Below are 24,819 nucleotides of genomic sequence, written 5' to 3' on the forward strand. Positions count from 1 at the left end.
AGAATATGACAGTAAGAAAAGCGTTAACCATCGCTGGCTCTGACAGCGGCGGCGGAGCTGGAATTCAAGCGGATTTAAAAACATTTCAGGAGCTTGGCGTGTATGGCATGTCTGCGTTAACAGCGGTAACAGTCCAAAACACGCTCGGTGTGCATGGCGTTTATCCAATGACAGCTGCCGCGGTAAAGGAGCAGATAGCAGCGATCGGCGAAGACATGGGAACAGACGCTTTGAAGACCGGCATGCTATTTAGCGGGGAGATTATTCAGTCAGTAGCAGAAACCATTCAAACATTCGGCTGGAAGAAAGTCGTCATTGATCCTGTAATGATTGCCAAAGGAGGAGCTTCCTTACTTCAAGAGGAGGCGGTCAGAGCAATGAAACAATCCTTGCTGCCGCTGGCTATGGTCATTACACCTAATATTCCTGAAGCCGAGGTATTGGCAGACATGACGATTCAATCACTCGACGACCGTAAGCGGGCGGCAAAGAAGCTGTATGAATTAGGAGCGCAGCATGTAGTAATTAAAGGCGGACATGCCAATGATGGAGAAAAGCTGATTGATTTACTTTATGATGGCGAAGAGTTTTCTCTTTTTGAGAGCGTCCGTCTTTCTACGAAAAATACACATGGCACCGGCTGTACCTTTGCCGCGGCCATAACGGCCGAGCTGGCAAAAGACCAGCCTGTGAAGCAGGCAGTTGGAGTAGCGGCAGAATATGTTCATGCAGCAATTGAGATGGATTTAAACATCGGCAAGGGACACGGTCCAACGAATCACTGGGCATTTAAAAGAAAAGAGGAGTTGACTGATGCAGCTAATAAATAAGGAACAAGTAAAAAACTGGCTTTCTGTTTATTTTATCATGGGCAGCCCTAATTGCTGGAAAGATCCCAAGGAAACTCTTGAAGAAGCTATTGAGGGCGGGGCAACCCTTTTTCAATTTCGGGAAAAGGGGACAAATGCTTTGACGGGCGAGAAAAAACGGATGCTTGCTGCCGAATTGCAGGACGTTTGCCGCCGTCAGGCCATTCCTTTTCTTGTAAACGATGATATCGAACTAGCGGTCAAGCTGGAGGCTGACGGCGTCCATATTGGACAAGAGGATGCTGCTCTGTCAGATGTCCGTAAACGGCTGTCGGGAAAGATCATTGGTGTTTCTGTTCATACGATGGAAGAAGCCATAAAGGCTATAGACGAGGGGGCAGATTATTTAGGGATCGGTCCGGTTTTTCCGACAGCTACTAAGGCTGATGCCCAGCCGGTACAAGGAACCAAGCTGATTGAAGAAATTCGGTCTGCCGGTCTATCTATCCCGATTGTAGGGATTGGCGGCATTCAAGCGGAGAATGCTGCGCAGGTTGTGTCGAGCGGTGCAGACGGCGTAGCTGTTATCACAGCCATCAGCCAAGCCGCTTCCCCTAAAGAAGCAGCTGCTCAGTTGAAAAAAGCTATTTTAGAAAATTAAATAAAGAGATAGAGATCATAATTGATCTTCTAGAAGCAGACGTGGCGGCGATGTAGAATATGCTGCAGACCGCTTGAATAAAGTTTATTTTTTTGCTTTGGACTAAGAGTTTTCCTTCTTGTTCAAAGCATTTTTTATAAGGAAGCAAAAAGGAAAATGTATGATTTTGTCGAATAATTTTTGCTGATATTAAGTAATAACTCCTACATAATAAAGGAAAAAGGGGAGCGGTGATGGATGAAATGTGTACAGAACAACTGGCTGCGAATGAAACGGCAAAATGGTTCGCCGATAAGGCTAAAAATATTTTGCTGCTGTTAGATGAACAGGGAAATATTCAGTATGCTAATCAAGCTTTTAAACGGCTCATGCCGTTTTCCTTTGAAAATCGTCCGAAACCATCTCTTTTTCATTTCATTCACAAAGAAGATCGCGACGAGGCAATAAACCGGCTTCTATATTTCGAGGATAGCGCTTCGTTTACGCCGTTTTTAAGCGGTTTTTCTAATGGAAAAGGAAGAGAGGGACAACTGCTTTGGCAAGACGCAGAGAGAACGGCGAATGGGAGAATACAAATAATCGCTGAGCTGATTGAAGAAAAAGGGGAAGAGAAGCAGAAGGAAGACGGCTGGCTGCACTTTGTCGCTCATCATACAGAGGCCCCCGGGTATATTGTCGACTTGCGCGGAAAAGTGCTTTTAGTAAATGAAGCATTTGAACAAGTGTTTGGCTGGAAGAAGCAGGAGGTTATTGGCCGAACAGCTTTGCTGATACCCGAAGAAAATCACCGGGAATGGCAGAGTCGAATTGATGAAGTATGTGATCAGAGAAGGCAAGTGACTTTTCAGTCGGTCAGCAAAAAGAAAGATGGAGGCGCTTTCCCGGTAGAGGTGACCATCTGCCCTGCTTATGAGCAGGATGGCGATGTTTATCTATGTGCCGTGTTTATAAAGGATTTAACGGAGTGTTTGGAAACGAAAAACCTGCTTGAGAAGCAAAACAAATTGATTGCTGAACGAGAACGTCTTCTGCTTGATATCACGGAGAATATTACGGAAATGATTAGTTTGTTCGATGTGCAGTTAAATAAATTTCTTTACATTAGCCCCTCTTACGTGCAATTCTTTAACAGAAAAATAGAAGATTTATACCATGATCCTGAATTTGTGCTTAAAAATTGCCACCCGGAGGATTTGCCAAAACTTGTGAAGTTTCTCTCTGAACCTGCTGCTCAAGCAAAAGAGATTGAATACCGAGTATTAAAGGATAACGGCCGGGAACTAGGCTGGATACATATGAAAATTACGCCGATCGCGGATGAAGAAGGAACTATGAACCGCTGGATCAATATTAGCCGTGATATTACTGAGTTGAAGAAAAAAGAACTGATGATCCGAAAATGGGATAAGCTGAGTGCGGTCGGCCAGCTGGCGGCCGGGATTGCCCATGAGGTCAGAAATCCTCTGACATCTGTCAAAGGATTTATGCAGCTGCTTGCTCAAGAAACGAACAATAAGTATACAGATATTATTTTGTCTGAATTGGAACGAATTGAATTTATTATGAATGAGTTTTTAATACTGGCTAAACCTCATCAAGCGATTCAGAGAACCCTCAGCAATATAAATGAAGTGCTGCAGGATGTAATAGAATTTATGAAGCCGGAAGCGCTTTTATACGGAGCTGCTCTTCATCTCGATTTTGATGAGACGCTCCCTGCTGTTTGCTGTGAGCCTAAGCAGATTAAGCAAGTGATCATTAACTTAATAAAAAATGCCATTGATGCGATGCCTTCGGGAGGGAACATTTACCTGACGACAAAATTAACAGATGATAGTCTGGCGATGATTGAAGTCAAAGATGAAGGAATTGGCATGTCAGCTGAACGGTTAGAGCGATTAGGAGAGCCGTTTTATTCAAATAAAGAAAAAGGAACGGGCCTCGGGCTGATGATGTGTTATAAAATTATTGAAAATCACCAAGGAACGATTCACTTTACAAGCCAGGAAGGAGGAGGAACGACTGTTCGAATTCTCTTGCCTTGTTCATAACGCCAGATAAACAGGAAAGGGTTGCTTCTGTCTTTGCGGACTACATTTTTTGCAAAGGCCAAAAAAATGCTTTTTTTTCTCGTGAAAAATGAACAATAGGCTGCTCGTTCCAATAGTTGGCCGGAAGAAAAGGAGCCATTGTATTGCGAAAAAAAGTAGCGTCCGCTTTTTGAAGGGACCACCTTGTATGATGAATATTCCCCCGATATAATTTATTTCCCCTTGAGGTAAAGAGACAGTAGCGCTCAGTTGCCCAGTAATCAAACGTTCCTTTGTCCGCTGAATATGGAGAGGACAGAGGAGTATAACAAACATCTAATTCTTCCTCTTCTTGCCCAAAAGAATAAGAACTTTGAAAGCGGCAGCTATCATTTAGGGTGGCTGCCATCTTTGATTGGCGAAAAGGCGGCAAACAGAAAAGGCGGGAACCGATCACAGAAGGCAGGTGATTCACATCCAAGCTGAAAAAGTAAACGCCCGGAATTCCTTGATGAGTTACATAAGTCCTTACATTGAGCTGAAGAAAGGAACGAAAGAGCGGAATAGATGGCAATCCATGAAAGCGCATATTAGAAACTTGAAAAGGGACGAGCCCGATCCATGCCGTATGGTCGTATAAGTCAATTTGCAAGCAAGCCGGAACAACCCCTTTTAAAGCTTCCGGCCGGATAGGCCAATGCATAAACAATACGTTAGACCAGACCTGTGTCATTAACCAGGGAGATGAAGGCAATGGAATCGGCCGATGTTGCAAATGTAAAAAGGATCTATGCATAAAAAGCGCCTCCTTTATCGAACCAGTCATTTGGTTTATTATTTCCGAGCTTGATTTCTTTAAACACAGTCTCTCTTCAGCTTGAGAATTAAGTGATTCATTTTTACTCATACTACATAATGAGTCGATTGTTTAGAGAAGGGGGTGCAATATGCTGACAGCTGAACAGGTATCTAAGCTGCGTTTTCAGCTTGAAAGAGAAAAAGGAGAGCTGGAGGGACGGCTCAAAAGTAATGATCATTTCGGATTGGAAAGGGCGCATTCCCATGAATCCATGGGAGAGCTGTCCTCTTACGATAACCATCCTGCTGATGAAGGCACGGAATTATATGAACGAGAAAAAGACATTGCGCTTAATGAACATGAAGAAAATCAATTAAAAGGAATTGTGCGGGCACTCGAGGCAATGGATCGGGGAGAATATGGCCAGTGTGAAATTTGCGGAAAAGAAATCCCGTTCGAGCGCCTTGAAGCCATTCCTGCGACCGCTTATTGTATTGATCATTCGCAAAACCAAATCATTTCACATGACCGCCCAGTAGAAGAGGGGGTGCTCATGCCGCCGTTTGGAAAGTTTGATTTTGATGACAGCGCAGATGAGTCGATGGTTTTTGATGCAGAGGATTCATGGCAGGAGGTTGCCCAATGGGGAACCTCTGAGTCGCCATCTGATTTTATAAATCCACCGGGTCATTACAATGATATGTATATTGAGCCGGAAGAGAATATTGGTTATGTGGAAGATTATGAAAACTTTGTAGGCGTGGATATCGAGGGAAGAAACATCACTGTTTACCCGAATGATCAGCATGAAAGATATGAGGAAGAACTAGACGAAGAAGAAATAATGACTACTTTTGGCGATTTGCCGGCATTTGAACACGATCCTTACGTAGAGAGAAGAGAGGAGCGCAAATAATGGTTAATTTAAACTTTGATGCATTCCGAAAGCAACAGGCCAAGCATAAACCGGTGTATGTAGGAAGTACAAAGGAAAGCCCTGGAGTGAATGACCAGGATGCCAATGGACAGGGAAATACAGATCTATCACCGGGGGCATCAGGAAGAACAATCGGGAAAAAATAAATAAAAACAGGACTGTTCCAAAAGCGCGGAAGGCAACGCTTATGGACAGTCCTGTTGTTTTTTGCTGCTGGCAGCAAGAAGGCGAAGGATTAAGCGACTTCGCTTTCCTTGGAATGAACTTTTCTCATGAAATCATTCACATCTGCCGGCACTTTTCGGTCAAGCTTGGAAACGATGTATACAGTCAAAAATCCAATCGGCACTGTGACAATACCCGGCACCTTAAATTGCAGGGCTGCAGGAAGGAAGGGAGATAAGAAAATCATAACCATGGAGACAATCAAGCCGACGAGAAGTCCGGCAATGGCTCCTTTTTCTGTCATCCCCCGCCACCAAATGCCAAATAAAAAGATCGGTGTGAACGTGCTGGCTGCTACGGTAAAGGCCAGTGCAACGAGATGGCCGATCGAAGCCTCTTTGACCAGCAGGCCAAGCAGCCCGTACAGGATACCAAGAATTAAAATAGCGACTTTGCCGGCAGCAACACGCTGTTTTTGCGACAACTCTTTTTTAGAGAAAGAAGCATACAAGTCGTGGGCTAGTGCCCCTGAACTAGCAATAAATAATCCCGAAAGGTTGGAGAAAATCGCAGCGAAGGCTCCTGCAATGACAAGGCCGAGCAGCCATTTGCCGCCGAGCACTTCAGCAATGGATGGAACGACCATATTGTCCCCGCCGGTTACCAAATTTTTCATTACTTCGGCATTTAAGTTTCCTTCCAGAAAGAGAGCCCGGCCCACAACTCCCAAATAGACAGCAAATAAGAAAAACACACTCGCGATTCCAATAGCCATTAAGGCGGACTTGCGGGCAGCTTTGGCGCTTGGATTAGTATAAAAGCGAAGCAAAATATGAGGCAGCCCGATCGTTCCGAGTGATAAGCCAATAATCAGGGAAACGGTATGAAGAAAGTTAGGTGTTAATACGCCTGAAGTAGCCCAGCTTTCCCCGTTGGCTACTAGGTCTTTTCCGTCTTCAGTAAAAGCGGCTGTGTTAGCCACCGAACCGCTAAAGCTTGTAATAGCGGAAAGGATTTTTTCATAATGCAGCCCGCCGTAGATGGCTGCGCCGACCATTAAAATAAAAGCGCCGAGGCGAATCCACAGCTCAAGCGCCTGATTTAATGTTGTTCCTTTCATGCCGCCGACGCCGACATACAAAATCATCACCGCACAAGTAAAGATGATGCCAAACTCATAGGACGTGCCGAAAAACATGCTTAAAATTTGAGCGGCACCGAGCAGTTGGGGAGCGGCATAAAATCCGGAAATGGACAGAACAACTAGAACGGCTACTAATCGGGCCCGTTTGCTGTGAAACCGATAAGCAACAAAATCGGCAACTGTATAAGCGCCAAATCGTCTCAGCGGTCCAGCAACAAAAATGGCCAGCAAGGTTAAACCAATGGAAAAACTGAAGGTATAAAAGGCGCCGTCATAGCCGATTGAAAAAGTCAGACCGGCAAGACCGAGAAAGGTAGCGGCGCTTAAATAATCACCGGCTATCGCTGAACCGTTCGTAAACCAGCCAAATGAGCGTCCGCCGACAAAAAAATCGCTGGCACTTGAATTTTTCTTTGATAAGTACGTAATGTAGACGATCGTTCCCATGAGGAGGAACGTGAAAATATATTTTGGTTCCAAAAGCGTTTCCATCATGCACTATTTCCTCCTCTGCTATTTCCTTGTTCTTCCGAGGGACTCGAGAAAGCATCATAACGGGCAAGTCTTTTTTCATAGCGCTTTGTATGAATATAAGCGATCAAAAAGGCCATCGCCATTCCCACGACAGTGGTTAGGAACCATGTGACAGACATGCCGCCCCAGAACTGGCTAAAAGCGAAATCCTTCATATACCAGTTAATGATTGGAATAAACAAAATAAAAGCGTAGTAAATACTTGAAAGCCCAAGCCCTGTCCGTAATTCCGATTTCATGATATAGCGCGTTTCCTTATCAAGCAGCGGCAGGCTTCCGGCATCCATCGTTCCCCTCGATTGGTCGGTCATTTCATATTCTTGGCTCAACATGCATCCCCTCCTTGCCTTTAGTATACTAAGGAAAAGAATGTAATCCCTTACAAAATATTATCAGAATATTATAAAAAATTGCTTGTTTTTGTGATATCTGGATGTTAGAATGTGGAAGGGGAAAGGAGAGAATGAATGAAATACATTGTTTGCCTGGAAAATGTGAATGCGGCAGCTTATCCTTTGCTGGAAAAATGGCTTCAAGAAAAATATGAACAGCAGTGTGCCATTCGAAGCCGCTTCGGTAATTGCGAAGAGGCTCATATTAAAGTTTTCCAGATCAGCGAATTAAGTGATTGGCTGAGAGTTTACCGCTCAATGAAGCGCCAAAGGTGTTTTTATATATTAATTCTGGATCGAAAGTGGCATCATACCTCACCGTTGGCTCTGAAGCTGCAAGCTCATTCGCTTGTGCTGAACCCTTTAAAAAAATCAGCTTTTATTCGCAGTGTGGACGATGTGTTAGGAATGCTGCAAAAAAATCCGGCCGTCCTCTTGCAATTAGAAGGAAAAAAAGTAATTGCTTCCTATCAGACAGCAAAGAATGAACCGCTGGAAAATTACGTCTTAAGGCAGCTTCTCCATCAAACAATTCAATCGGAAAACATTATGATGGATGCTCTGTCTGTTTTTAAGGAAAATACTTTTCCTAACGCCGTTTGCTATGTGGAAGGATTTGCTCATTTAGATTGTGACCCCGCTGATGAAAACCGTTCTGCTCCGCTGATCAGCTCTTATTTCAAAACCGCTTTCGAAGGCAAGGTGCCCCGTCTGTATTTTGTACCTTTTCGAAAATCAATGCTCGTTTTGTTCAGGCAGCCGGAAAGTGTCTGCTCTTTAAAAGATTGGGAGGAAGGGAGACGGATATTTGAAAGTATTATCCATAATCTGTTAAAGAAGCACCGTATTCAAATTTATATTGGAGTCGGCTCTCTTTATAACGATCCTCATCTGCTTCATTATTCGTTTAAAGAAGCAGAGCTGGCCAGAAGCTTGCCACCCTTTCATGAAGTTTCCTTGCGTTATTATGAAGAAATTTCTAAAGAGCCAAATATCAGAAAAAGCACGGAATTTATTCATACACATTTTGGAGAAGAAATGACTGCGAAGGATGTAGCTAAGCATGTGAACTTAAGCTACTCACACTTTATCCGGCTATTTAAAAAAGAAACAGGAAATAATTTTTCAGAGTACGTAACATTCGTCCGGTTAAGAAATGGCGTTCGGCTTCTGAGACAAACCAACTATACAATAGAAGAAATTGCTGAAGTTACTGGTTTTAATACCCCGAATTACTTCAGTTCTACGTTCAAAAAATTCGTTGGAACGACCCCGCGGGAGTTTAGGCTGACAAGGGAAATAGTTTTCGTTTGAAAACCGACTGGTCCGTTTAGTTTAAAGAGATGGGGAAAAGGGTACAATATAAACACGATAAGATTTGGTTGGAAGCCGTCCATAGGGGAATATGGATGGCTTTTTGGTGTTTGAATGACAAATAAGACTATGCGCCGCTTTTTTTGAACGAACATGCAAAGGAAATTGTAATACAACAGCTGAAAATTGTTATATAACAATTCGTTGATATTAATTGAAATGTTCTAAATTTTGTGCTAATCTTTTTTTAGAACATTTAAGAAACGCTGTTGCGTAATAAGAAACGAAGGGGCGGGGAAAGGATGAATTATGTAAAAGCAGGGTCTTTGCAAGTGGATGAGCAATTGTTTCAATTTATTAATAACGAGGTGCTTCCAGGAACGGGAATCAATGATCAGGCATTCTGGAATGGGTTTAGTGCGATTGTGTCCGAATTAACGCCGAAAAATCGCCACTTATTAAAAAAGCGAGACGAAATGCAGCAGAAAATCGACAATTGGCATAAAGAGCATTCATTTGACTTTGATCAATATAAAGCTTTTTTAAAGGAAATTGGCTATATTGAATCTGAAGCTGACGACTTTAAAGTATCGACTGAAAATGTGGATGAAGAAATTGCTTTGCAAGCGGGTCCTCAGCTCGTTGTCCCGGTAAACAATGCCAGGTATGCGATCAATGCAGCCAATGCCCGGTGGGGAAGCTTGTATGATGCCCTTTATGGAACAGATGCGATTCCGGAAACAAAAGGTGCCGAGAAGAAGGGCAGCTATAACCCGATAAGGGGAGAAAAGGTTATCGCTTTTGCAAGGCGTTTTCTTGATGAAGCAGCTCCTCTGGCACAGGGCTCTCATGCAGAAAGCGCCAGCTATGTCGTTCAAGATGGGGAATTAGTCGTTACATTAATGGATGGCAGCCAAACGAGGCTGAAAAATAAACAGCAGCTGCAAGGCGTCCAAGGCGAAGCCGCTGCGCCATCGGCTATATTATTAAAAAATAACGGCCTTCATTTTGAAATTCAAATAGATAAAAACGATCCAATCGGCCAAACAGATGCAGCGGGGATAAAGGATATATTGATGGAAGCGGCTCTGTCAACCATTATGGACTGCGAAGATTCCGTGGCGGCTGTTGACGCGGAAGACAAAGTGCTTGTGTACCGTAATTGGCTAGGATTAATCAAGGGAAGCTTGAGCTGTTCATTTGTGAAGAATGGCAAAACGCTCACACGCCGAATGAATGAGGATCGCCTGTATACGTCAATAGATGGCCGCACGTTAAAGCTTCCGGGCCGCTCATTAATGTTTGTTCGCAATGTCGGCCATTTAATGACGATTAATGCCGTATTTGACGAAAACGGCCAAGAGATATTTGAAGGCATTCTTGACGGAGTAGTCACAAGTGCGATTGCTAAGCACTCTCTTGATGGAAGTTCCGAGCTGGCCAATTCGCGTAAAGGTTCTATTTACATCGTTAAGCCGAAAATGCACGGGTCAGAGGAAGTGGCATTTGCCTGCGAGCTGTTTGACCGGATCGAGGATTTGCTGGAACTAAAACGGAACACATTGAAAATTGGCGTGATGGATGAAGAACGGCGCACCTCGCTGAACTTGAAAAATTGCATTCGTGAATCAAAGGGCAGAATCGCCTTTATTAATACGGGCTTTCTTGATCGAACAGGAGATGAGATACATACATCCATGGAAGCGGGAGCGGTGATTCCAAAGGGGGATATTAAATCTTCCGTGTGGTTATCAGCTTATGAGAAAGCAAATGTCGCTGCGGGGCTTGCAACCGGCTTGCAGGGCCGTGCCCAAATCGGGAAAGGCATGTGGGCGATGCCAGATATGATGGCTGCTATGCTGGAACAAAAAGTGGGCCACGTCAAAGCAGGCGCAAACACGGCATGGGTGCCTTCGCCGACAGCAGCTGTCCTTCACGCCCTTCATTATCATCAAGTTAATGTAAAGCAAGTTCAAGATGAATTAAAGCAAAGCTTGCAAGATTATACAGATGATATTTTGCAAATTCCGCTGGCAAAGGATTCAAGATGGAGCCGGGAGGAAATCCAGCGGGAACTTGATAATAATGCGCAAGGCATCCTCGGCTATGTAGTCCGCTGGGTGGAACAAGGAGTCGGCTGCTCTAAAGTTCCGGACATTCATGACGTTGGTTTAATGGAAGACCGGGCGACTCTCCGCATCTCCAGCCAGCACATTGCCAATTGGCTTCGCCACGGCATTTGCACAGAAGAGCAAGTGATGGAGACGATGAAGCGAATGGCGAAGATAGTGGATGAACAAAATGCCGGGGATGAGGAATATCGGCCTATGTCAGCAAATTATGAGGAATCCGTGGCCTTCCAAGCTGCCTGTGATCTTGTATTTAAAGGACACGAGCAGCCAAACGGATATACAGAACCTATTTTGCACAAACGACGCCTTGAAGCAAAGGCAAAATATAGAGTCACTCAATAAGATTTTTTCATTTCTTCTTTTTGCCTCTTAAAGGATAATAGAAAAAGGCTGGCCAACTGCAGGCCAGCCTTTTTAGCGAAAGAGGGCTTTAGAGCAAACAAAATGAATAAGAAAACACAGCTGCATGGAAAGGGGCCTGTCAATTGGAAAGAAATAATGTCGTAAAATCGGTTGCACGGGCGCTTGATATCATCGAACTTGTCGGCCAGTCGAAACAAGGTCTCGGTGTAACAGAAATTTCAAAGCAAATGGATATTAATAAAAGCTCTGTTTTTCGCATACTAGCAACTCTTAGTCAATATGGCTATATTGAACAGCATGAAACCACCGGGAAATACAAGCTAGGCTATATGTTTCTTGATATCAGTTCTAAATTGCTTGACTCATTGGACGTCCGGGCAGAGGCGCAGCCGATACTGCAGGAACTTGAAGAAGAGACAAATGAAGTCGTTCATCTCGTTGTGTATGATCAGGGAGAAGTTGTTTACATTGAAAAGCTTGATGGCAATGAAGCATTGCGCATGCACTCCAAGGTCGGCAAGCGGGCGCCGGTTCATTGTACTTCTGTCGGCAAAGCGATCCTTTCTCACTTGCCGGCGGCAGATGTGCTGACGATTATTGAAAGAAAGGGATTGCCGGCTCATACTCCCTATACGATCGTAGAAAAAGAAGTGTTTGTACAGGAGCTGTCAAGAGTAAAAGCAAACGGGTACGCTCTCGACCTGGAGGAGAATGAGGCTGGTATCCGCTGCATTGCTGCTCCGGTTTTTGATCATACAGGAAAGGTAGCTGCAGCTGTCAGCATTTCAGGCCCGACGCTGCGAATGACGGATGAACGATTGCGTTCATTAAGCGGGCGCATGATCCAGGCAGGACGAGCTATTTCCAAACGGCTTGGTTATAGCGGCTGATCAGCAAAAAAAGCATTTGGGAAGCTTCCCAAATGCTTTTTTTTGGCTTTTTTAAACATCAAGCGGCTGTTCTTTCGTTAAATCTTTGGCTGGACTTGTGCGTTTCATAAAGAACGAGAGAATGAGCGCGATGATGGCAATATAAACAGAAACAGAGAAAGAGAAATTAATCCCGTGCAGCATAGCTTCATTCATAATAGCTGCTTTCATGTCGGCTATTTGGGAAGGGTCCGGCTGAGTAGCTGCCGGCATGCTTTTCATCGCTGCATCAGCCAATCTCTCAGCCTCTGATTCTGTACGGTTTTGCATCAAGGTCACGAGAAAGGCAGATCCGACTGCACCAGAAACCTGCTGCAACGTGTTATTCATAGCCGTTCCATGCGGATTCATGCTTTGCGGCAGTTCATTTAAACCGTTAGTCATAACCGGCATCATGACCATAGACATTCCAAACATCCGCAAGGTATAAAGCAGCATTAAATAGCTGTAGGAAGTGTCAAGTGTAAGGTTACTGAACAGATGCGTTGTATAAATAGTAATAGCAAGCCCAATGACGGCTAAAACCCGGGCGCCGAATTTATCAAACAGCTTGCCAGTAATCGGGGACATGACTCCCATCGCAAGTGCCCCCGGCAGCATAAGCAGTCCGGAGTGAAGCGGGGAGATGCCGCGGAGTGTCTGCACATAAATGGGCATTAATAGCATAGCAGAAAACATTGCCATAGCTAATACAACAGAAATAGCCGAAGAAAGGGCGAACATTGGATAGCGGTAAATTCGGAACTCAAGAAGCGGCTCATCTAGGCGGAGCTGCCGGATAATGAACAGCAACAGCCCAATGACACCCGCAATGATAGGCAGGTACACATGGACAGAGTCCCAGCCTTTCTCTCCTGCCGAACTGAACCCATACAATAGTCCTCCAAAGCCGACACTGGATAAAATCAGTGACAAAACATCGAGTTTAATATTTCTTTGAGGCGTAATATTCTTCAGTTTCAAAATGGCCGCTACTAGTGTAATGGCGGCGATGGGAAGAACCACATCAAATAATGTGCGCCAAGAATAATGTTCAATCAGCCAACCGGATAAAGTAGGGCCGATCGCCGGAGCGGTAATCATCACCAGTCCAAACAGTCCCATAGCAGCCCCGCGGCGTTCAACCGGAAAACTGAAAAGCATGACATTCATTAAAAGCGGCATCATAATCGCAGAACCTGATGCTTGAATCATCCGGGCCGTGAGCAGTACTCCCAGGGACGGAGAAAAAGCTGCCAATAATGTGCCGGCAGTGAAGAGACTCATGGCTAAAATGAACAACTTCCGGTTTGTGAACTTCTGGATAAAAAAAGCACTGGCAGGAATAAGAATACCATTTACCAGCATATAACCGGTTGTCAGCCATTGAACAGCAGAGGCTGATGCATCAAAATCTTTCATAATAGAAGGAAGCGCTACGTTCAGCAGCGTTTCATTTAAAATGGAGACGAAGGCGCCGACAAATAAAAGGGCAATCATGCCATAAGGCGGCTTTTCCATCGCGCCTTGTGTATTCATAAATAAACCTCCTCATACCGTGTGTATATTTTTTGGACTTCGGTTATAATAGGTTTTAATCATATACCGCTGGTACAGAAAAATCAATAAAAATTTTAAAATAAAGCGGGAATGTTGATTGTTAAAAGAATCTAGGCTACGATGAAATTGTACATGCAGTACAAATCGTAAAGCTCAGGTGATGAAATGAATAGTCGCAAGCGCCAAGTAATGGTCGCTGCCCATGCTCTTTTTGTAGAAAAAGGGTATGCTGCTACTTCCATTCAAGATATTTTAGATGCTAGCCATATATCTAAAGGAACGTTCTATAATTATTTCTCTTCTAAAAGTGAATTGCTCATTAATATTCTTGAGGATATTAAAACAGAAACAAAAAAACAGAGGCTTGCCGTGTTATCTGGCCGGCAGGCATCAGATCGCATAGGGTTCAGCGATCAGCTTGTTATTACAATGGAAGTGAACAAAAGGAATAACTTGTTTATTTTATTTCAAGGGGTGTTTGCGTCTGAAGAAGAGGAGCTGAAGCAGCTTGTCAAGCGGCACTACTTGGAGGAATTAAAGTGGATTCAAAGCCGGATCATTGAATTGTATGGAAAGAAGGTTAAACCGTATTCTTTGGATCTTTCCCTTATTTTTTTAGGGAGTGTTCAGCAAATGATCCACTTATTTATGGTGACGAAAAGCGAGTCCATAGAGCTGAAGGAAATTATCGCTTATGGGCTGCGCCGAATGGATGGGACGATAGCTGATGTGCAAAGCAGCGAGGATATTCTCGTAGGAGAATGGTTCTTTGACAAATGTTTCCCTGAAATTGCCCTTTCGAAGGAACATAAAAGAAAGAACATATTGGAGAGAATCAACGTCATGCAACAAGGAGCTTCTCCGAAACAAAAGGAGCTGCTGGGTTTTTTGCAGAATGAAATAAAGGTTACTAAACCGCGTGCAGCTGTTATTGAGGCGGTGCTTGGAGTAATAGACGGCAGGGAGGATCTTGCCGACCTGGTGATCGACTACTTGCATGAATAAGTTCTGTCTGCGATTTTTCGTTTGTTATGTGGAGGGGAGCTGTTGATTTCCATTCCAGGCGCTTCGCTTTCCGCGGGGCGGGCGGTGAGCCTCCTCGGCGCCCAAACGCCTGTGGGGTCTCACCTGTCCCGCTGCTCCCGCTGGAGTCTTCGCGCCTTCCATTGCAATCAACAGGGTGGACAAAGTCAGGGCAGTAGTCCAAGCAGTGATCCCGTGGGTTTAATTAGATGGACAGTTATTCTATGTCCATTAGGCAGACGTGGCAGAAGACGATCATCTTTGCTGCCATGACTCTCAAGAAAATGTCCGAAAATGGCCAAAATCATGAATTTGGAGCGGTTTGTCTTTCTCTCGGGTGGCTTGGAAACTATTTAAAAACCAAAAAGGGGTTCGGAATGATTTCATTCCAATCCCCTTTTTGTCGGCAAACGGAAGCGAAGAGACATTTTCGCTTCTGTTCATTTTAAAGCTGTAAGTATCATTGAACAATTTCAGTCTGCCAGGCAAAGCTCTTATTATAAGACGACTTCAGCCGGATCTACTTGAATGGCTGACAACTGGTACGTTTTTGTGCGCAAAGAATCAATATCAATATTTTTGCCCGCTACCCCTGAATGGATGGCAGCCCGTGCTACGGCAGCTGCCACTTCCGGGGCCACCCGGGCATCAAACGCAGAAGGTATAATGTAATCTGCTGATAATTCGTGATCTGATATGAGGGAGGCGATGGCATAAGCGGCTGCTACTTTCATCTCTTCATTAATATCTGAAGCGCGTGTATCAAGGGCTCCCCGGAAAATCCCAGGGAATGCCAGGACGTTATTCACCTGGTTTGGGAAATCTGAACGCCCAGTGCCGATGACAGCTACACCGGCTGCTTTAGCTTGGTCAGGAGTGATTTCCGGATCTGGGTTAGCCATAGCAAAAACAATCGGATCTTTTTTCATCGTATGAATCATTTCAGGCGTGAGCACCCCCGGAGCAGAAACACCGATAAAGACGTCGCTGTCTTGGAGCACCTCTTCTAATGTACCTCTTGCCCCGCTGCCGTTCGTAAAGGAAGCGACTTCTTCCTTTACCGGGTTCATTCCGTGCTGGCGCCCTTTATAAACAGCGCCTTTCGTATCGCACATAATAAGTTCCTTTACCCCAAAATTAGCCAGCAGTTTAGCGATGGCGATGCCGGCGGCTCCCGCTCCATTAATCACTACTTTAATTTCAGTGAAAGATTTGTTCACAAATTTCAAGGCGTTAATTAATCCAGCTAGCGTCACAATGGCTGTGCCGTGCTGATCATCGTGAAAGACCGGAATATCCAGCTCCTCTTTTAAACGTTTTTCAATCAAGAAGCAATTAGGCGCTTTAATATCCTCGAGATTTACGCCCCCAAACGACGAAGTGAGCAATTTTACTGTCTTGATAACTTCTTCAGGGTCTTTTGTATCTAAACAAAGCGGAAAAGCGTCCACACCGGCAAAGTTTTTAAGCAAAATCGCTTTTCCCTCCATAACTGGCAAAGAAGCATCTGCTCCAATATCGCCAAGACCGAGGACGGATGTGCCGTCGGAAATAACAGCTACGGTGTTAGCCTTCATCGTATAATCATAAAGCTTTGCGCTATTTTCTTGAATCGCAAGGCATGGCTCGGCAACTCCTGGAGAATAGACGAGACTCAGGTCTCTAAGGCTTTTAACGCTCAATTTGGCCTTTGTTTCCAGCTTCCCTTGATGACTGCGATGGATTTCCAATGCTTCTTCTTTTAAATTTTTCATAATCTCCTCTTCTCCTTATTTAATAAACAATCATGACGCTGCGTTCGCTCCAAGAAGTAATGTTTTTAATTCTATAACATCCTAAAGAGATAATCAACAGAAAAGTCAGAAAATTCAATTGACAGTAAGTAAAAAATTTTTAGGAAACAATTGACTTTCTATGCATACAGTATATAATACTTATAAATCCGATTAAATATATAAGATTAATTAAAAAGATGGTGATTACATGTTTTTACACATAGATCATATTAATAAACAGTTTACGAACAACAATGTTGTAAACGATGTGCTTGTTGATGTGAACGCAGTGATTAATGAAGGAGAATTTGTTTCTATACTTGGTCCTTCAGGGTGCGGAAAATCTACTCTTTTGTCCATGGTGGCCGGGCTAAGCGAAGCATCGTCAGGGCAAATCAAGCTTGAAGGAAAAACGATCAAAAAGCCGGGGAAAGACAGAGGCATGGTGTTTCAGCAAGCTGCTTTATTTCCTTGGCTGAATGTAGAAGAGAATGTAATGTTTCCGTTGAAAAAAGAAATGAGCAAAAAAGAAGCAAAAGAAAGAGCGCGAAAGTTTTTGCAAATGGTGCAGCTGTCTCACTACGGAGGCCACTATCCTCACGAGCTGTCAGGAGGAATGCAGCAGCGGGTAGCGATCGCCCGGGCGCTGGCAATGAATCCGAAAGTGCTGCTCATGGATGAGCCATTTGGTGCGCTCGATGAACAGACAAGGGCGCGCATGCATACGGAGCTCGAGAAAATTTGGGTGGAGACACAAAAAACGATTTTATTCGTTACGCACAGTATTTCAGAATCCATCAAGCTGTCTGACCGGATCATTGTTATGGGCACGCAGCCGGGAACCATCATTGCCGATATTCCAGTCAATCTCCAAAGACCGCGGCAATTCGATCAGAAGGAAGTTATTCAGCTTGAAAAGAAAATCAGTTTGCTGTTGAAAAATGAAATAGACAAAGTAGTGAAAGAGGAACTAGCTTATGCAGCGAATCATTAAACAACTTATCTTCTTCGCCGTCTTATTAATTGCCTGGGAAGGAATTGTGCGGGCCGGCGGCTGGACCCCGGATGTCATGCCAAAGCCGACAGATGTTTGGCAGGCGCTTGTTCGCGGGTTTGCCGATAGAACATTAATTTTTGATTTAGCAGCCAGCTTCCAGCGCTTGTTTATCGGCTTGCTGATTTCTTTGGCGCTCGGCGTGGGCCTGGGCATTTTGCTGGCGAAATCAAAAACAGCTGATGAAACGCTGGGCTCGCTTATATTGGCGCTTCAAAGCGTACCAAGCATTGTCTGGCTGCCGCTTGCTATTATGTGGTTTGGCTTGAATGAAAAATCGGTTATTTTTATTGTTGTTCTCGGAGGCACGCTCGTTATGACTATTAATATGCGGATGGGCATTAAAAGTGTGGCTCCTCTTTATATTCGGGCAGCGCAAACAATGGGCTCGCGGGGAATCGATTTATTTGTCAGGGTTATTTTTCCGGCGGCTATTCCTTATGCTGTGACAGGTGTGCGGCTGGCTTGGGCATTTGCCTGGCGCGCGCTGATGGCCGCTGAGATTTTAAGTACAGGACCGGGACTCGGCTATACATTGAAGTATGCCTCTGATTTTGGAGATATGAGTCTGGTGATCGCTGTCATGATTTTAATTGGCATCATCGGCAGCATCGTCGATTATGCATTTTTCCAAAGAGTGGAGAAGAATGTGATGCGCCGCTGGGGATTGGAAACGAATTAATACTTTAGGCGAGTGAGGGAGAAATGATGAAAAAGAAGCTTGGCTACTTTAGCTTGATGATGCTGTTGTTAGCTGGTGTGTTATCCGGCTGCAATGCTGCAGAAGAAGGAAAAAGCGGAGAGAAAAAGAAAGTTGTGATCGGTTATTTTCCAAACCTTGACCATGTACCGGCTATGATTGCCAGGGAAAAGGGCTATTACGAGGAAGCGCTCGGCAAGGAAGTCAATGTGGAATATAAATCATTCCCGGATGGCGGGGCTTTTATGGTGGCGCTGAAAACAGGCGATGTTCAAGCAGGGCTCGTGGGACCCGGTCCAGTGATGAATAACTTTACGAACGGAGCCGATGTTAAAATTGTTGCTGGCAGCTCTTCAGGGGGCACTACCATCGTTGCCCGCAAAGGAAGCGGCATTCATTCAGTCAAAGACTTTGCCGGCAAAACATTTATTACGCCGGGAGTCGGCTGCACGCACGACGTTCAGATGGAAACATTTATCAAGGACTTCGGCATTGAATCGAATCGCATCGGCGGCACGCTGAAGCATACAACAGGCAAGCCGGCCCAATATGCAGGATTGTTTGAATCTGGAAGAGTTGATATAGCGGCTGTTCCTGAACCTTGGGGGACGCTGCTCGTGAAAGAAGCAGGGGCTAAAGTCATCGTGGACAGCAATGAAATTTCCTTCGGCAAAACGTTGCCTAATTCCGTGCTGGCCACAAGCGGCAAACTAATAAAGGAAGACCCGGAGCTTGTACAAGAAATTGTAGATGCCCACCAGAAAGCGATCAAGTTTATTAATGAACATCCGGAAGAGGCGAAAAAGCTGACAATAGCAGCAATTAAAAGGGATACAAAGCAGGATTTAGCGAAGGACGTAGTGGACAATGCTTGGCAAAGAATCACGTATACAGCTGATGTTAATGAGAAAGTAGTTCAGGAATTTGCCAATTCTTCTTACGACTTAAAGTTTTTAAAGGAGCAGCCTGATTTTTCAGCACTGATCGATCAACAGTTTGCTCAAAAATAAATAATTAGAAAAACCCTTGCCATTTCGATCATTTTACTGTACATTTAAAAAAATCAAAATTTTATAAGTTCTTATCAAGAGAAGCGGAGGGACTGGCCCGAAGATGCTTCAGCAACCGGCTATATAAAGTCAAGGTGCTAATTCCAGCGGGAGTGATCCCGGAAGATGAGAGGAAGATCATGAAAAGCCTTCTTCTTTAAGAAGGCTTTTTATTTTTTTATATAAAGGAGAGAGGGAAATGTCGCATACACACATCGAAACATTGCTGGCGCAAATTGGAAATAGAAGTGAATCCGTAACAGGAACGGTGAACGTCCCTGTTTACTTTTCTACCGCTTATCGTCATGAAGGCATCGGCCGTTCTACTGGTTATGATTATATTCGTACAGGAAACCCGACGCGCCAAACCCTGGAAAAAGCCATTGCTGATTTGGAAGGCGGGGATGCGGGTTTTGCTTTTTCCTCTGGGATGGCTGCCATTCAAACACTTTTGGCGCTCTCAGAACCCGGAGAGGAGTGGATTGTTTCCGCTGATTTATATGGCGGCACGTACCGCCTGTTTGAAAGAGGCTGGAGAAAGTTCGGATTGTCGTTCCTTTACGACAGCTTTCAAGATATAAACGAAACAAAAAAGAAAATCACAGATAAAACGAAGGTTCTCTTCTTAGAAACGCCGACGAATCCGCTCATGCAGGAGGCAGATCTCGAGGCTGCGGCTAACTTAGCCAAAGAACATGATTTGCTGCTGATTGTCGATAACACGTTCTATACTCCTTTTTTGCAGCGCCCGCTCACTCAGGGAGCCGATATTGTCATTCATAGCGCAACCAAATATTTGGGAGGGCATAATGACGTCCTGGCTGGCTTGATTGCTGTGAAAGGAGAGAGGCTCGCGCTTGCTGTAGCGGAAATGCAAAATGCGGCTGGCGCGGTATTGGCTCCTCTCGATTCCTGGCTTCTTATGCGGGGCATGAAAACGCTAAGTTTGCGCATGAGACAGCATGAAGAAAATGCGAAGCAAATTTCAGAGTTTCTGCGATGTTGTCCTGAAGTAACCGATGTTTTATATCCAGGGCGAGGAGGAATGCTGTCGTTTCGGCTGGCGTCGGAAACATGGGTCAATAGCTTCTTGGCGAATTTGCGCCTGATTTCGTTCGCTGAAAGCCTTGGAGGAGTGGAGAGCTTTATTACCTATCCGGCAACACAGACCCATATGGATGTGCCTGAAGAGGTTCGTGTTCAAAACGGCGTGTGCAATCGGCTGCTCCGCTTTTCGGTTGGAATTGAGCATCCGGCAGATTTAATAGCAGATTTAACGCAAGCTTTTAAGAAAATGAAGGGGTGAGAATGATGAGCAGTGAATATTCTTTTCAAACCAAATTGTTGCACAACCGCCATAAATTCGATGAGGCAACCGGGGCAGTCAGCGTGCCGATTCAACATGCTTCAACGTTTCATCAGAAAGACTTTGATCAATTTGGCAGCTATGATTACAGCCGTTCCGGAAATCCGACGAGGGAAGCGCTGGAGACAGCTATTGCTGAATTAGAGGGCGGCGTGCGCGGGTTCGCTTTTTCCTCAGGGATGGCAGCTATTTCGACCGCCTTTCTTTTGCTTTCTAAGGGAGATCATATCCTGATAACGGAAGATGTCTATGGCGGCACCTATCGTATGGTGACAAGTGTTTTGAATCGCTTCGGCATAGACTATACATTTGTTGATATGACTAATCTCCATGAAGTTGCTTTAAATATAAAAGAGAACACGAAGCTGATTTATATGGAGACACCTTCTAACCCGCTGCTGAAGGTGATTGATATAAGGGGAATTGTTAAGCTGGCTAGAGCAAACGGCTGTTTAACATTCGTGGATAATACATTTTTGACGCCTGCCTTGCAGCGTCCGCTTGAGCTGGGGGTTGATCTTGTTCTCCATAGCGCTACGAAGTTTTTATCGGGCCATAGCGATGTTCTTGCCGGTCTGGCTGTGACGAAAGACAAGGAACTTGGAGAGCGGCTGTACGCTTTGCAGAATTCATTCGGAGCTGTGCTTGGTGTCCAAGATGCTTGGCTTGTGCTGCGCGGGTTAAAAACTCTCCATGTCCGCCTGGAGCAGTCCTCGAAATCGGCTCAAGCGCTAGCTGAGTTTTTGCAGAAGCATGAGCTAGTAGAAAAAGTATATTATCCTGGGTTATCTGATCATGAGGGGCACGTCGTTCATTCTTATCAGGCCACGGGTCCGGGAGCAGTGCTTTCTTTTGAATTAAACAGTGAAGAAGCCGTGCAGAGATTTGTGAATCAAGTGGAAATTCCGGTGTTTGCTGTCAGTTTAGGCGCAGTAGAGTCGATTTTGTCCTATCCGGCAAAAATGTCTCATGCAGCAATGCCTCGGGAAGAAAGATATAAAAGAGGAATTACGGACGGCTTGTTGAGATTATCTGTCGGATTAGAAGCCGCTGAAGATTTAATAGCTGATTTTGAACAAGCTTTGCAAGCGGCAAAACCGCGAGTCTCTTTGTAAAAGAAAATCGGAAAGCGCCCCTGCAGTAGGGACATACAAAGTAAGGCTGCTGTTCAAACAAAATTAAAGGGAGTTCGGAATGGTTTTATTCCGAACTCCCTTTGTTAATCATTAAGCACGGCTGCGATTCATGCTCTTCATAATAAAGCTAACAATAAATACGAGGATGATTGAACCAATTAACGCAGGCACAATCGCGATACCGCCGAGGTCAGGACCCCAGTCTCCGAAAAGTGCGCCGCCTACCCAAGCACCAATAATACCAGCAATGATGTTACCGATAATACCGCCTGGAATGTCCTTTCCTAAAATAAGTCCGGCTAACCAACCGATAATTCCTCCAACAATTAAAAACATTATAAAGCCCATTGTTTGTTTCCTCCTTGCTTTTTTAGTATTCCGTGCTTGCTTTATTTATTCCCGGATTCATTCATATAAAACATAAAAAGTCAATTTAAAAATGAAAAAAATCTTCTTTTTTTGGTTTATTGTTTCATAAATGGGGAAGAAAGGCGATTTTATTTTCGGTAATCATACAAAGGAGGAGAAGATTGTTTTTGCAGAAAAGTAGAATGCGACTGCAGTTCTTCTGCTAATTCGAAAATGGCTAACACTTCATACAAAAAAGAGATCTCAATGGAAAACAGTCTGTTCATTTCGCCGGATTCTGAGCCTGCTTCAGCTTTTGCGTACCAAAATTCCTCCATAATCGGCTGCATAGATTGATGGAGCGGCTGCTTCAACTCCTTATTTGGATTTTCAATAAAGGCGGCTAAGGAAAGAATCGATTGCCAAATCCGGTCTTTCTGGCCGCTGTTCCAAAAGAGCGGTTCAGGCTCGAGGATCATTAAGTTGCCAATATGAAAATGAATTTGCCGCAAGGTCTCCAGCTTTTTAACATAAAAGTGGACTTTGCGCCTGTCTTCTGCTGTAAAACGATGATAACGCCATTCTTCCCGCTGAAAACGGCAAAGTGTTTCTGTTTTTGTAAATAAGTGTTGATCTGATTGATAAGCCAACTTAAAGCCTGCAGCACTTTTTTCTTTTAAAAGCGCCCCCGCCGAATCTGTAAAAAGCCGGGCGGTTTTCTCATGGAGCGTTCCGACTCTTTTGGCGATCTCCTGTGAATAATCCGGCGGCATAATGAATAAATTCACAAGGGTGGAAACAATGAGGCCAATGCTTGTTGTTCCAAGCCGTGTAAAGAATGCCTGCGCAAAATGAGCCTCGGTTACTTCAATCATCGCTATCGCAGAAAGTGTAGCAACGAGCAAGCCATCATCAAGCTTCAGCTTTGAGCACGTAAAAATTGTCAGCATGGCTGCCAGAGTAAAAGTCAAGGGACTGTGCCCGAACAAATAGGTAAACAGCATGGCATAACCAGCACCAATAATAGAAGCGGGAAAACGGACCAGCCCTTTTTGAATGGACGCGGCAGCTGTTGGCTCGATTGTTACGATCGCCGTAATTACCGCAAAAACAGGCGGCCAGCCGAGTGCCTGGCACACGAGAGCGGTGACGCAAACAGCCGTCCCTGTTTTAATAATCCGGCTGCCGGGAAGTCGAAAAATATGCATAAAAATCACCTAAGACTATTCATTTTATTGTACACCCGAGTATACCATATCAGAGAAAGGAGATTGGAGGGAAAAAAGGCTGGTTATATGTGCGGAAAAGGAGTGTTATAAAAAAAGCTGCCCGTCAACGGACAGCTTTCTTTTAGATTAACATGCCGGCGATAGCTGCACTTAGCAGTGAAGCAAGCGCACCGGCCACGACAGATTTTACGCCGAGACGGGCGATATCAGAACGCCGGGCAGGCGCAAGGTTTCCTAGGCCGCCGAGAAGAATAGCGAGCGAAGAAATATTGGCAAAGCCGCATAAAGCGAAGCTGAGTACAGCGACTGTTTTGTCAGACAAATTCGCAATTTCCGGAGCGAAGTTGGAATAAGCGACAAACTCATTGACAACAATTTTCTGGCCGATATAATTTCCCGCTTGGATCGCTTCTTCCCATGGAACGCCAATGGCAAAAGCCAATGGCGAGAATAAATAGCCCAGAATTAACTCAAGCGATAGCTGATTTGCTCCAAATAAGCTGCCGACCCATCCGAGAATGCCGTTTAGCATCGCTACGATGGCGATGAATGCAAGCAGCATGGCGCCGATATTTAAAGCGAGCTGCAGCCCAACGCTGGCGCCGCGGGCGGCGGCATCGATAACGTTCACAGAATCTGAATCAGCCTCCATTTTGAATTCAGCCGGCTCTGGTTCTGCACTTGTCTCTGGAATGAATAATTTAGCCATGACAAGCCCCGCGGGTGCCGCCATAAAGCTGGCTGCCAGCAAATATTCGAGCGGCACGCCAAGAAGCGAGTAGCCGACAAGCACGGACCCGGCTACAGAGGCAAGCCCGCCCGTCATTACGGCAAACAATTCAGATTCGGTCAGCTTATTAATGTAAGGGCGGATGACAAGCGGCGCTTCTGTCTGGCCGACGAAAATATTTGCTGCTGCCGACATGGATTCAGCTTTCCGGGTGCCAAGTATTTTAGAAAGGGCCCCGCCGATGATTTTAATGAAAAACTGCATGATATTTAAATAATACAGTACCGATATTAAAGCGGAAAAGAAGATGACGACAGGCAATACATTTAAAGCAAACACAAAAGTAATGTTCGATTCTTTCGTATACAGCCCGCCAAACAAAAAGTCAATTCCAGCTCTTGAATAGTCAATAATGGCGTTCACAAGCAGGGTAAAGTTCTGCATTTGCTCTTTTCCCCAGTCCCATTTGAGCACGATAAATGCAAACAGCAGCTGAATGGCTAAACCGCCGAGAATAGTCCGCCAATTTATTTTTTTTCTGTCGCTCGAAAAGATAAAACCAATTCCGAGAACAACGAGAATACCAAAAAATCCCCAAAGATAATTCATTCTTTTCACCTCTTCGTCTTTTCTTGCTGGCGTCACAAGTGTATAGTTTATA

At 44.7% G+C, this 24,819-nt stretch carries 22 protein-coding genes and 1 riboswitch; of the genes, 14 read left to right on the plus strand and 8 right to left on the minus strand.

Features of this window, described 5'->3' with window-relative positions; translation table 11 throughout:
* Window positions 1–5: 5 nt before the first annotated feature.
* From thiD to B1A98_RS00870, 3 genes are all read left to right on the plus strand, one after another.
* On the plus strand, window positions 6–830 hold the full coding sequence (gene thiD / locus B1A98_RS00860) for a bifunctional hydroxymethylpyrimidine kinase/phosphomethylpyrimidine kinase (protein ID WP_063384166.1): 825 nt from the start codon (window positions 6–8) through the stop codon (window positions 828–830).
* Window positions 814–1,470, plus strand: coding sequence for a thiamine phosphate synthase (thiE, locus tag B1A98_RS00865; RefSeq protein WP_063384165.1), 657 nt, complete (start codon window positions 814–816; stop codon window positions 1,468–1,470). Before thiD ends, thiE begins: the two co-directional genes overlap by 17 nt.
* A gap of 233 nt (window positions 1,471–1,703) precedes the next feature.
* Window positions 1,704–3,521 (plus strand): PAS domain-containing sensor histidine kinase, encoded by a 1,818-nt coding sequence (locus tag B1A98_RS00870; protein WP_063384164.1) that lies wholly within the window; start codon window positions 1,704–1,706, stop codon window positions 3,519–3,521.
* A 40-nt stretch (window positions 3,522–3,561) separates the two neighbouring features.
* Here the strand turns inward: B1A98_RS00870 and B1A98_RS00875 are convergent, their stop codons facing one another.
* The gene (locus B1A98_RS00875; RefSeq protein ID WP_063384163.1) at window positions 3,562–4,296 is read right to left on the minus strand and encodes a YqjF family protein; all 735 of its coding nucleotides are present in this window, start codon (window positions 4,294–4,296) and stop codon (window positions 3,562–3,564) included.
* A 151-nt stretch (window positions 4,297–4,447) separates the two neighbouring features.
* Between B1A98_RS00875 and B1A98_RS00880 the strand changes: the two genes are divergently transcribed.
* Together B1A98_RS00880 and B1A98_RS20295 are read left to right on the plus strand one after the other, a co-directional pair.
* Window positions 4,448–5,215: a TraR/DksA C4-type zinc finger protein gene (locus B1A98_RS00880; RefSeq protein WP_063384162.1), complete on the plus strand. Its 768-nt coding sequence runs from the start codon at window positions 4,448–4,450 to the stop codon at window positions 5,213–5,215.
* Window positions 5,215–5,382, plus strand: a complete 168-nt coding sequence (locus tag B1A98_RS20295) for a hypothetical protein (protein ID WP_156136637.1) — start codon at window positions 5,215–5,217, stop codon at window positions 5,380–5,382. Before B1A98_RS00880 ends, B1A98_RS20295 begins: the two co-directional genes overlap by 1 nt.
* Window positions 5,383–5,471: 89 nt before the next feature.
* Here the strand turns inward: B1A98_RS20295 and B1A98_RS00885 are convergent, their stop codons facing one another.
* The gene (locus tag B1A98_RS00885; RefSeq protein ID WP_063384161.1) at window positions 5,472–7,040 is read right to left on the minus strand and encodes a sodium/solute symporter; all 1,569 of its coding nucleotides are present in this window, start codon (window positions 7,038–7,040) and stop codon (window positions 5,472–5,474) included.
* Window positions 7,037–7,411 carry a hypothetical protein gene (locus tag B1A98_RS00890; protein WP_063384160.1) on the minus strand — a complete coding sequence of 125 codons (375 nt, stop codon included), beginning with the start codon at window positions 7,409–7,411 and terminating at the stop codon, window positions 7,037–7,039. Before B1A98_RS00890 ends, B1A98_RS00885 begins: the two co-directional genes overlap by 4 nt.
* Window positions 7,412–7,546: 135 nt before the next feature.
* On the opposite strand from B1A98_RS00890, the gene B1A98_RS00895 reads away from it, so the two are divergent.
* From B1A98_RS00895 to B1A98_RS00905, 3 genes are all read left to right on the plus strand, one after another.
* On the plus strand, window positions 7,547–8,785 hold the full coding sequence (locus tag B1A98_RS00895) for a helix-turn-helix domain-containing protein (RefSeq protein ID WP_063384159.1): 1,239 nt from the start codon (window positions 7,547–7,549) through the stop codon (window positions 8,783–8,785).
* Between the two features lie 302 nt (window positions 8,786–9,087).
* Entirely contained in the window at window positions 9,088–11,259 is a 2,172-nt protein-coding gene (locus B1A98_RS00900) for a malate synthase G (protein WP_063384158.1), read from the plus strand.
* A gap of 143 nt (window positions 11,260–11,402) precedes the next feature.
* Window positions 11,403–12,170, plus strand: coding sequence for an IclR family transcriptional regulator (locus B1A98_RS00905; RefSeq protein WP_063384157.1), 768 nt, complete (start codon window positions 11,403–11,405; stop codon window positions 12,168–12,170).
* A 51-nt stretch (window positions 12,171–12,221) separates the two neighbouring features.
* Here B1A98_RS00905 and B1A98_RS00910 read toward each other — a convergent pair whose 3' ends face one another.
* Complete coding sequence (locus B1A98_RS00910) at window positions 12,222–13,727, minus strand: DHA2 family efflux MFS transporter permease subunit (protein WP_063384156.1); 1,506 nt, start codon at window positions 13,725–13,727, stop codon at window positions 12,222–12,224.
* Window positions 13,728–13,913: 186 nt separating this feature from the next.
* Between B1A98_RS00910 and B1A98_RS00915 the strand changes: the two genes are divergently transcribed.
* Window positions 13,914–14,753, plus strand: a complete 840-nt coding sequence (locus B1A98_RS00915) for a TetR/AcrR family transcriptional regulator (RefSeq protein ID WP_063384155.1) — start codon at window positions 13,914–13,916, stop codon at window positions 14,751–14,753.
* A gap of 515 nt (window positions 14,754–15,268) precedes the next feature.
* Here B1A98_RS00915 and B1A98_RS00925 read toward each other — a convergent pair.
* Window positions 15,269–16,525 carry an NAD(P)-dependent malic enzyme gene (locus B1A98_RS00925; protein WP_063384153.1) on the minus strand — a complete coding sequence of 419 codons (1,257 nt, stop codon included), beginning with the start codon at window positions 16,523–16,525 and terminating at the stop codon, window positions 15,269–15,271.
* 229 nt (window positions 16,526–16,754) lie between these two features.
* On the opposite strand from B1A98_RS00925, the gene B1A98_RS00930 reads away from it, so the two are divergent.
* The 5 genes from B1A98_RS00930 to metC all read left to right on the plus strand — a co-directional run bounded on the left by B1A98_RS00930 (window position 16,755) and on the right by metC (window position 21,830).
* Window positions 16,755–17,540: an ABC transporter ATP-binding protein gene (locus tag B1A98_RS00930; protein ID WP_063384152.1), complete on the plus strand. Its 786-nt coding sequence runs from the start codon at window positions 16,755–16,757 to the stop codon at window positions 17,538–17,540.
* Window positions 17,524–18,282, plus strand: coding sequence for an ABC transporter permease (locus B1A98_RS00935; protein ID WP_041099618.1), 759 nt, complete (start codon window positions 17,524–17,526; stop codon window positions 18,280–18,282). The genes B1A98_RS00930 and B1A98_RS00935 overlap by 17 nt, the downstream gene beginning before the upstream one ends.
* Window positions 18,283–18,308: 26 nt before the next feature.
* On the plus strand, window positions 18,309–19,310 hold the full coding sequence (locus tag B1A98_RS00940; RefSeq protein ID WP_063384151.1) for an aliphatic sulfonate ABC transporter substrate-binding protein: 1,002 nt from the start codon (window positions 18,309–18,311) through the stop codon (window positions 19,308–19,310).
* A gap of 68 nt (window positions 19,311–19,378) precedes the next feature.
* A riboswitch (SAM riboswitch) is annotated at window positions 19,379–19,482 on the plus strand.
* 66 nt (window positions 19,483–19,548) lie between these two features.
* Window positions 19,549–20,655 carry a methionine biosynthesis PLP-dependent protein gene (locus tag B1A98_RS00945; protein WP_041099622.1) on the plus strand — a complete coding sequence of 369 codons (1,107 nt, stop codon included), beginning with the start codon at window positions 19,549–19,551 and terminating at the stop codon, window positions 20,653–20,655.
* 5 nt (window positions 20,656–20,660) lie between these two features.
* Window positions 20,661–21,830, plus strand: coding sequence for a cystathionine beta-lyase (gene metC, locus B1A98_RS00950; protein ID WP_063384150.1), 1,170 nt, complete (start codon window positions 20,661–20,663; stop codon window positions 21,828–21,830).
* 111 nt (window positions 21,831–21,941) lie between these two features.
* Here metC and B1A98_RS00955 read toward each other — a convergent pair whose 3' ends face one another.
* From B1A98_RS00955 to B1A98_RS00965, 3 genes are all read right to left on the minus strand, one after another.
* Entirely contained in the window at window positions 21,942–22,199 is a 258-nt protein-coding gene (locus tag B1A98_RS00955) for a GlsB/YeaQ/YmgE family stress response membrane protein (protein ID WP_041099624.1), read from the minus strand.
* 149 nt (window positions 22,200–22,348) lie between these two features.
* Entirely contained in the window at window positions 22,349–23,407 is a 1,059-nt protein-coding gene (locus tag B1A98_RS00960; RefSeq protein ID WP_063384149.1) for an aromatic acid exporter family protein, read from the minus strand.
* 142 nt (window positions 23,408–23,549) lie between these two features.
* Window positions 23,550–24,767, minus strand: a complete 1,218-nt coding sequence (locus tag B1A98_RS00965; RefSeq protein WP_063384148.1) for a NupC/NupG family nucleoside CNT transporter — start codon at window positions 24,765–24,767, stop codon at window positions 23,550–23,552.
* Window positions 24,768–24,819: the final 52 nt, after the last annotated feature.

The organism is Pseudobacillus badius, from assembly GCF_002189605.1.
GTDB lineage: Bacteria > Bacillota > Bacilli > Bacillales > Domibacillaceae > Pseudobacillus > Pseudobacillus badius.

Excerpts from the sequence above, each read along its gene's own strand:
- B1A98_RS00885 (WP_063384161.1), bottom strand. The coding sequence starts at position 7,040 with ATGATGGAAACGCTTTTGGAACCAAAATATATTTTCACGTTCCTCCTC.
- B1A98_RS00925 (WP_063384153.1), bottom strand. The coding sequence starts at position 16,525 with ATGAAAAATTTAAAAGAAGAAGCATTGGAAATCCATCGCAGTCATCAA.
- B1A98_RS00940 (WP_063384151.1), top strand. The coding sequence starts at position 18,309 with ATGAAAAAGAAGCTTGGCTACTTTAGCTTGATGATGCTGTTGTTAGCT.
- metC (WP_063384150.1), top strand. The coding sequence starts at position 20,661 with ATGAGCAGTGAATATTCTTTTCAAACCAAATTGTTGCACAACCGCCAT.
- B1A98_RS00900 (WP_063384158.1), top strand. The coding sequence starts at position 9,088 with ATGAATTATGTAAAAGCAGGGTCTTTGCAAGTGGATGAGCAATTGTTT.
- B1A98_RS00870 (WP_063384164.1), top strand. The coding sequence starts at position 1,704 with ATGGATGAAATGTGTACAGAACAACTGGCTGCGAATGAAACGGCAAAA.
- B1A98_RS00880 (WP_063384162.1), top strand. The coding sequence starts at position 4,448 with ATGCTGACAGCTGAACAGGTATCTAAGCTGCGTTTTCAGCTTGAAAGA.
- B1A98_RS00945 (WP_041099622.1), top strand. The coding sequence starts at position 19,549 with ATGTCGCATACACACATCGAAACATTGCTGGCGCAAATTGGAAATAGA.
- B1A98_RS00895 (WP_063384159.1), top strand. The coding sequence starts at position 7,547 with ATGAAATACATTGTTTGCCTGGAAAATGTGAATGCGGCAGCTTATCCT.
- B1A98_RS00915 (WP_063384155.1), top strand. The coding sequence starts at position 13,914 with ATGAATAGTCGCAAGCGCCAAGTAATGGTCGCTGCCCATGCTCTTTTT.
- B1A98_RS00960 (WP_063384149.1), bottom strand. The coding sequence starts at position 23,407 with ATGCATATTTTTCGACTTCCCGGCAGCCGGATTATTAAAACAGGGACG.
- B1A98_RS00930 (WP_063384152.1), top strand. The coding sequence starts at position 16,755 with ATGTTTTTACACATAGATCATATTAATAAACAGTTTACGAACAACAAT.
- B1A98_RS00935 (WP_041099618.1), top strand. The coding sequence starts at position 17,524 with ATGCAGCGAATCATTAAACAACTTATCTTCTTCGCCGTCTTATTAATT.
- B1A98_RS20295 (WP_156136637.1), top strand. The coding sequence starts at position 5,215 with ATGGTTAATTTAAACTTTGATGCATTCCGAAAGCAACAGGCCAAGCAT.
- B1A98_RS00910 (WP_063384156.1), bottom strand. The coding sequence starts at position 13,727 with ATGAATACACAAGGCGCGATGGAAAAGCCGCCTTATGGCATGATTGCC.
- B1A98_RS00875 (WP_063384163.1), bottom strand. The coding sequence starts at position 4,296 with ATGCATAGATCCTTTTTACATTTGCAACATCGGCCGATTCCATTGCCT.
- B1A98_RS00955 (WP_041099624.1), bottom strand. The coding sequence starts at position 22,199 with ATGGGCTTTATAATGTTTTTAATTGTTGGAGGAATTATCGGTTGGTTA.
- thiE (WP_063384165.1), top strand. The coding sequence starts at position 814 with ATGCAGCTAATAAATAAGGAACAAGTAAAAAACTGGCTTTCTGTTTAT.
- B1A98_RS00890 (WP_063384160.1), bottom strand. The coding sequence starts at position 7,411 with ATGTTGAGCCAAGAATATGAAATGACCGACCAATCGAGGGGAACGATG.
- thiD (WP_063384166.1), top strand. The coding sequence starts at position 6 with ATGACAGTAAGAAAAGCGTTAACCATCGCTGGCTCTGACAGCGGCGGC.
- B1A98_RS00965 (WP_063384148.1), bottom strand. The coding sequence starts at position 24,767 with ATGAATTATCTTTGGGGATTTTTTGGTATTCTCGTTGTTCTCGGAATT.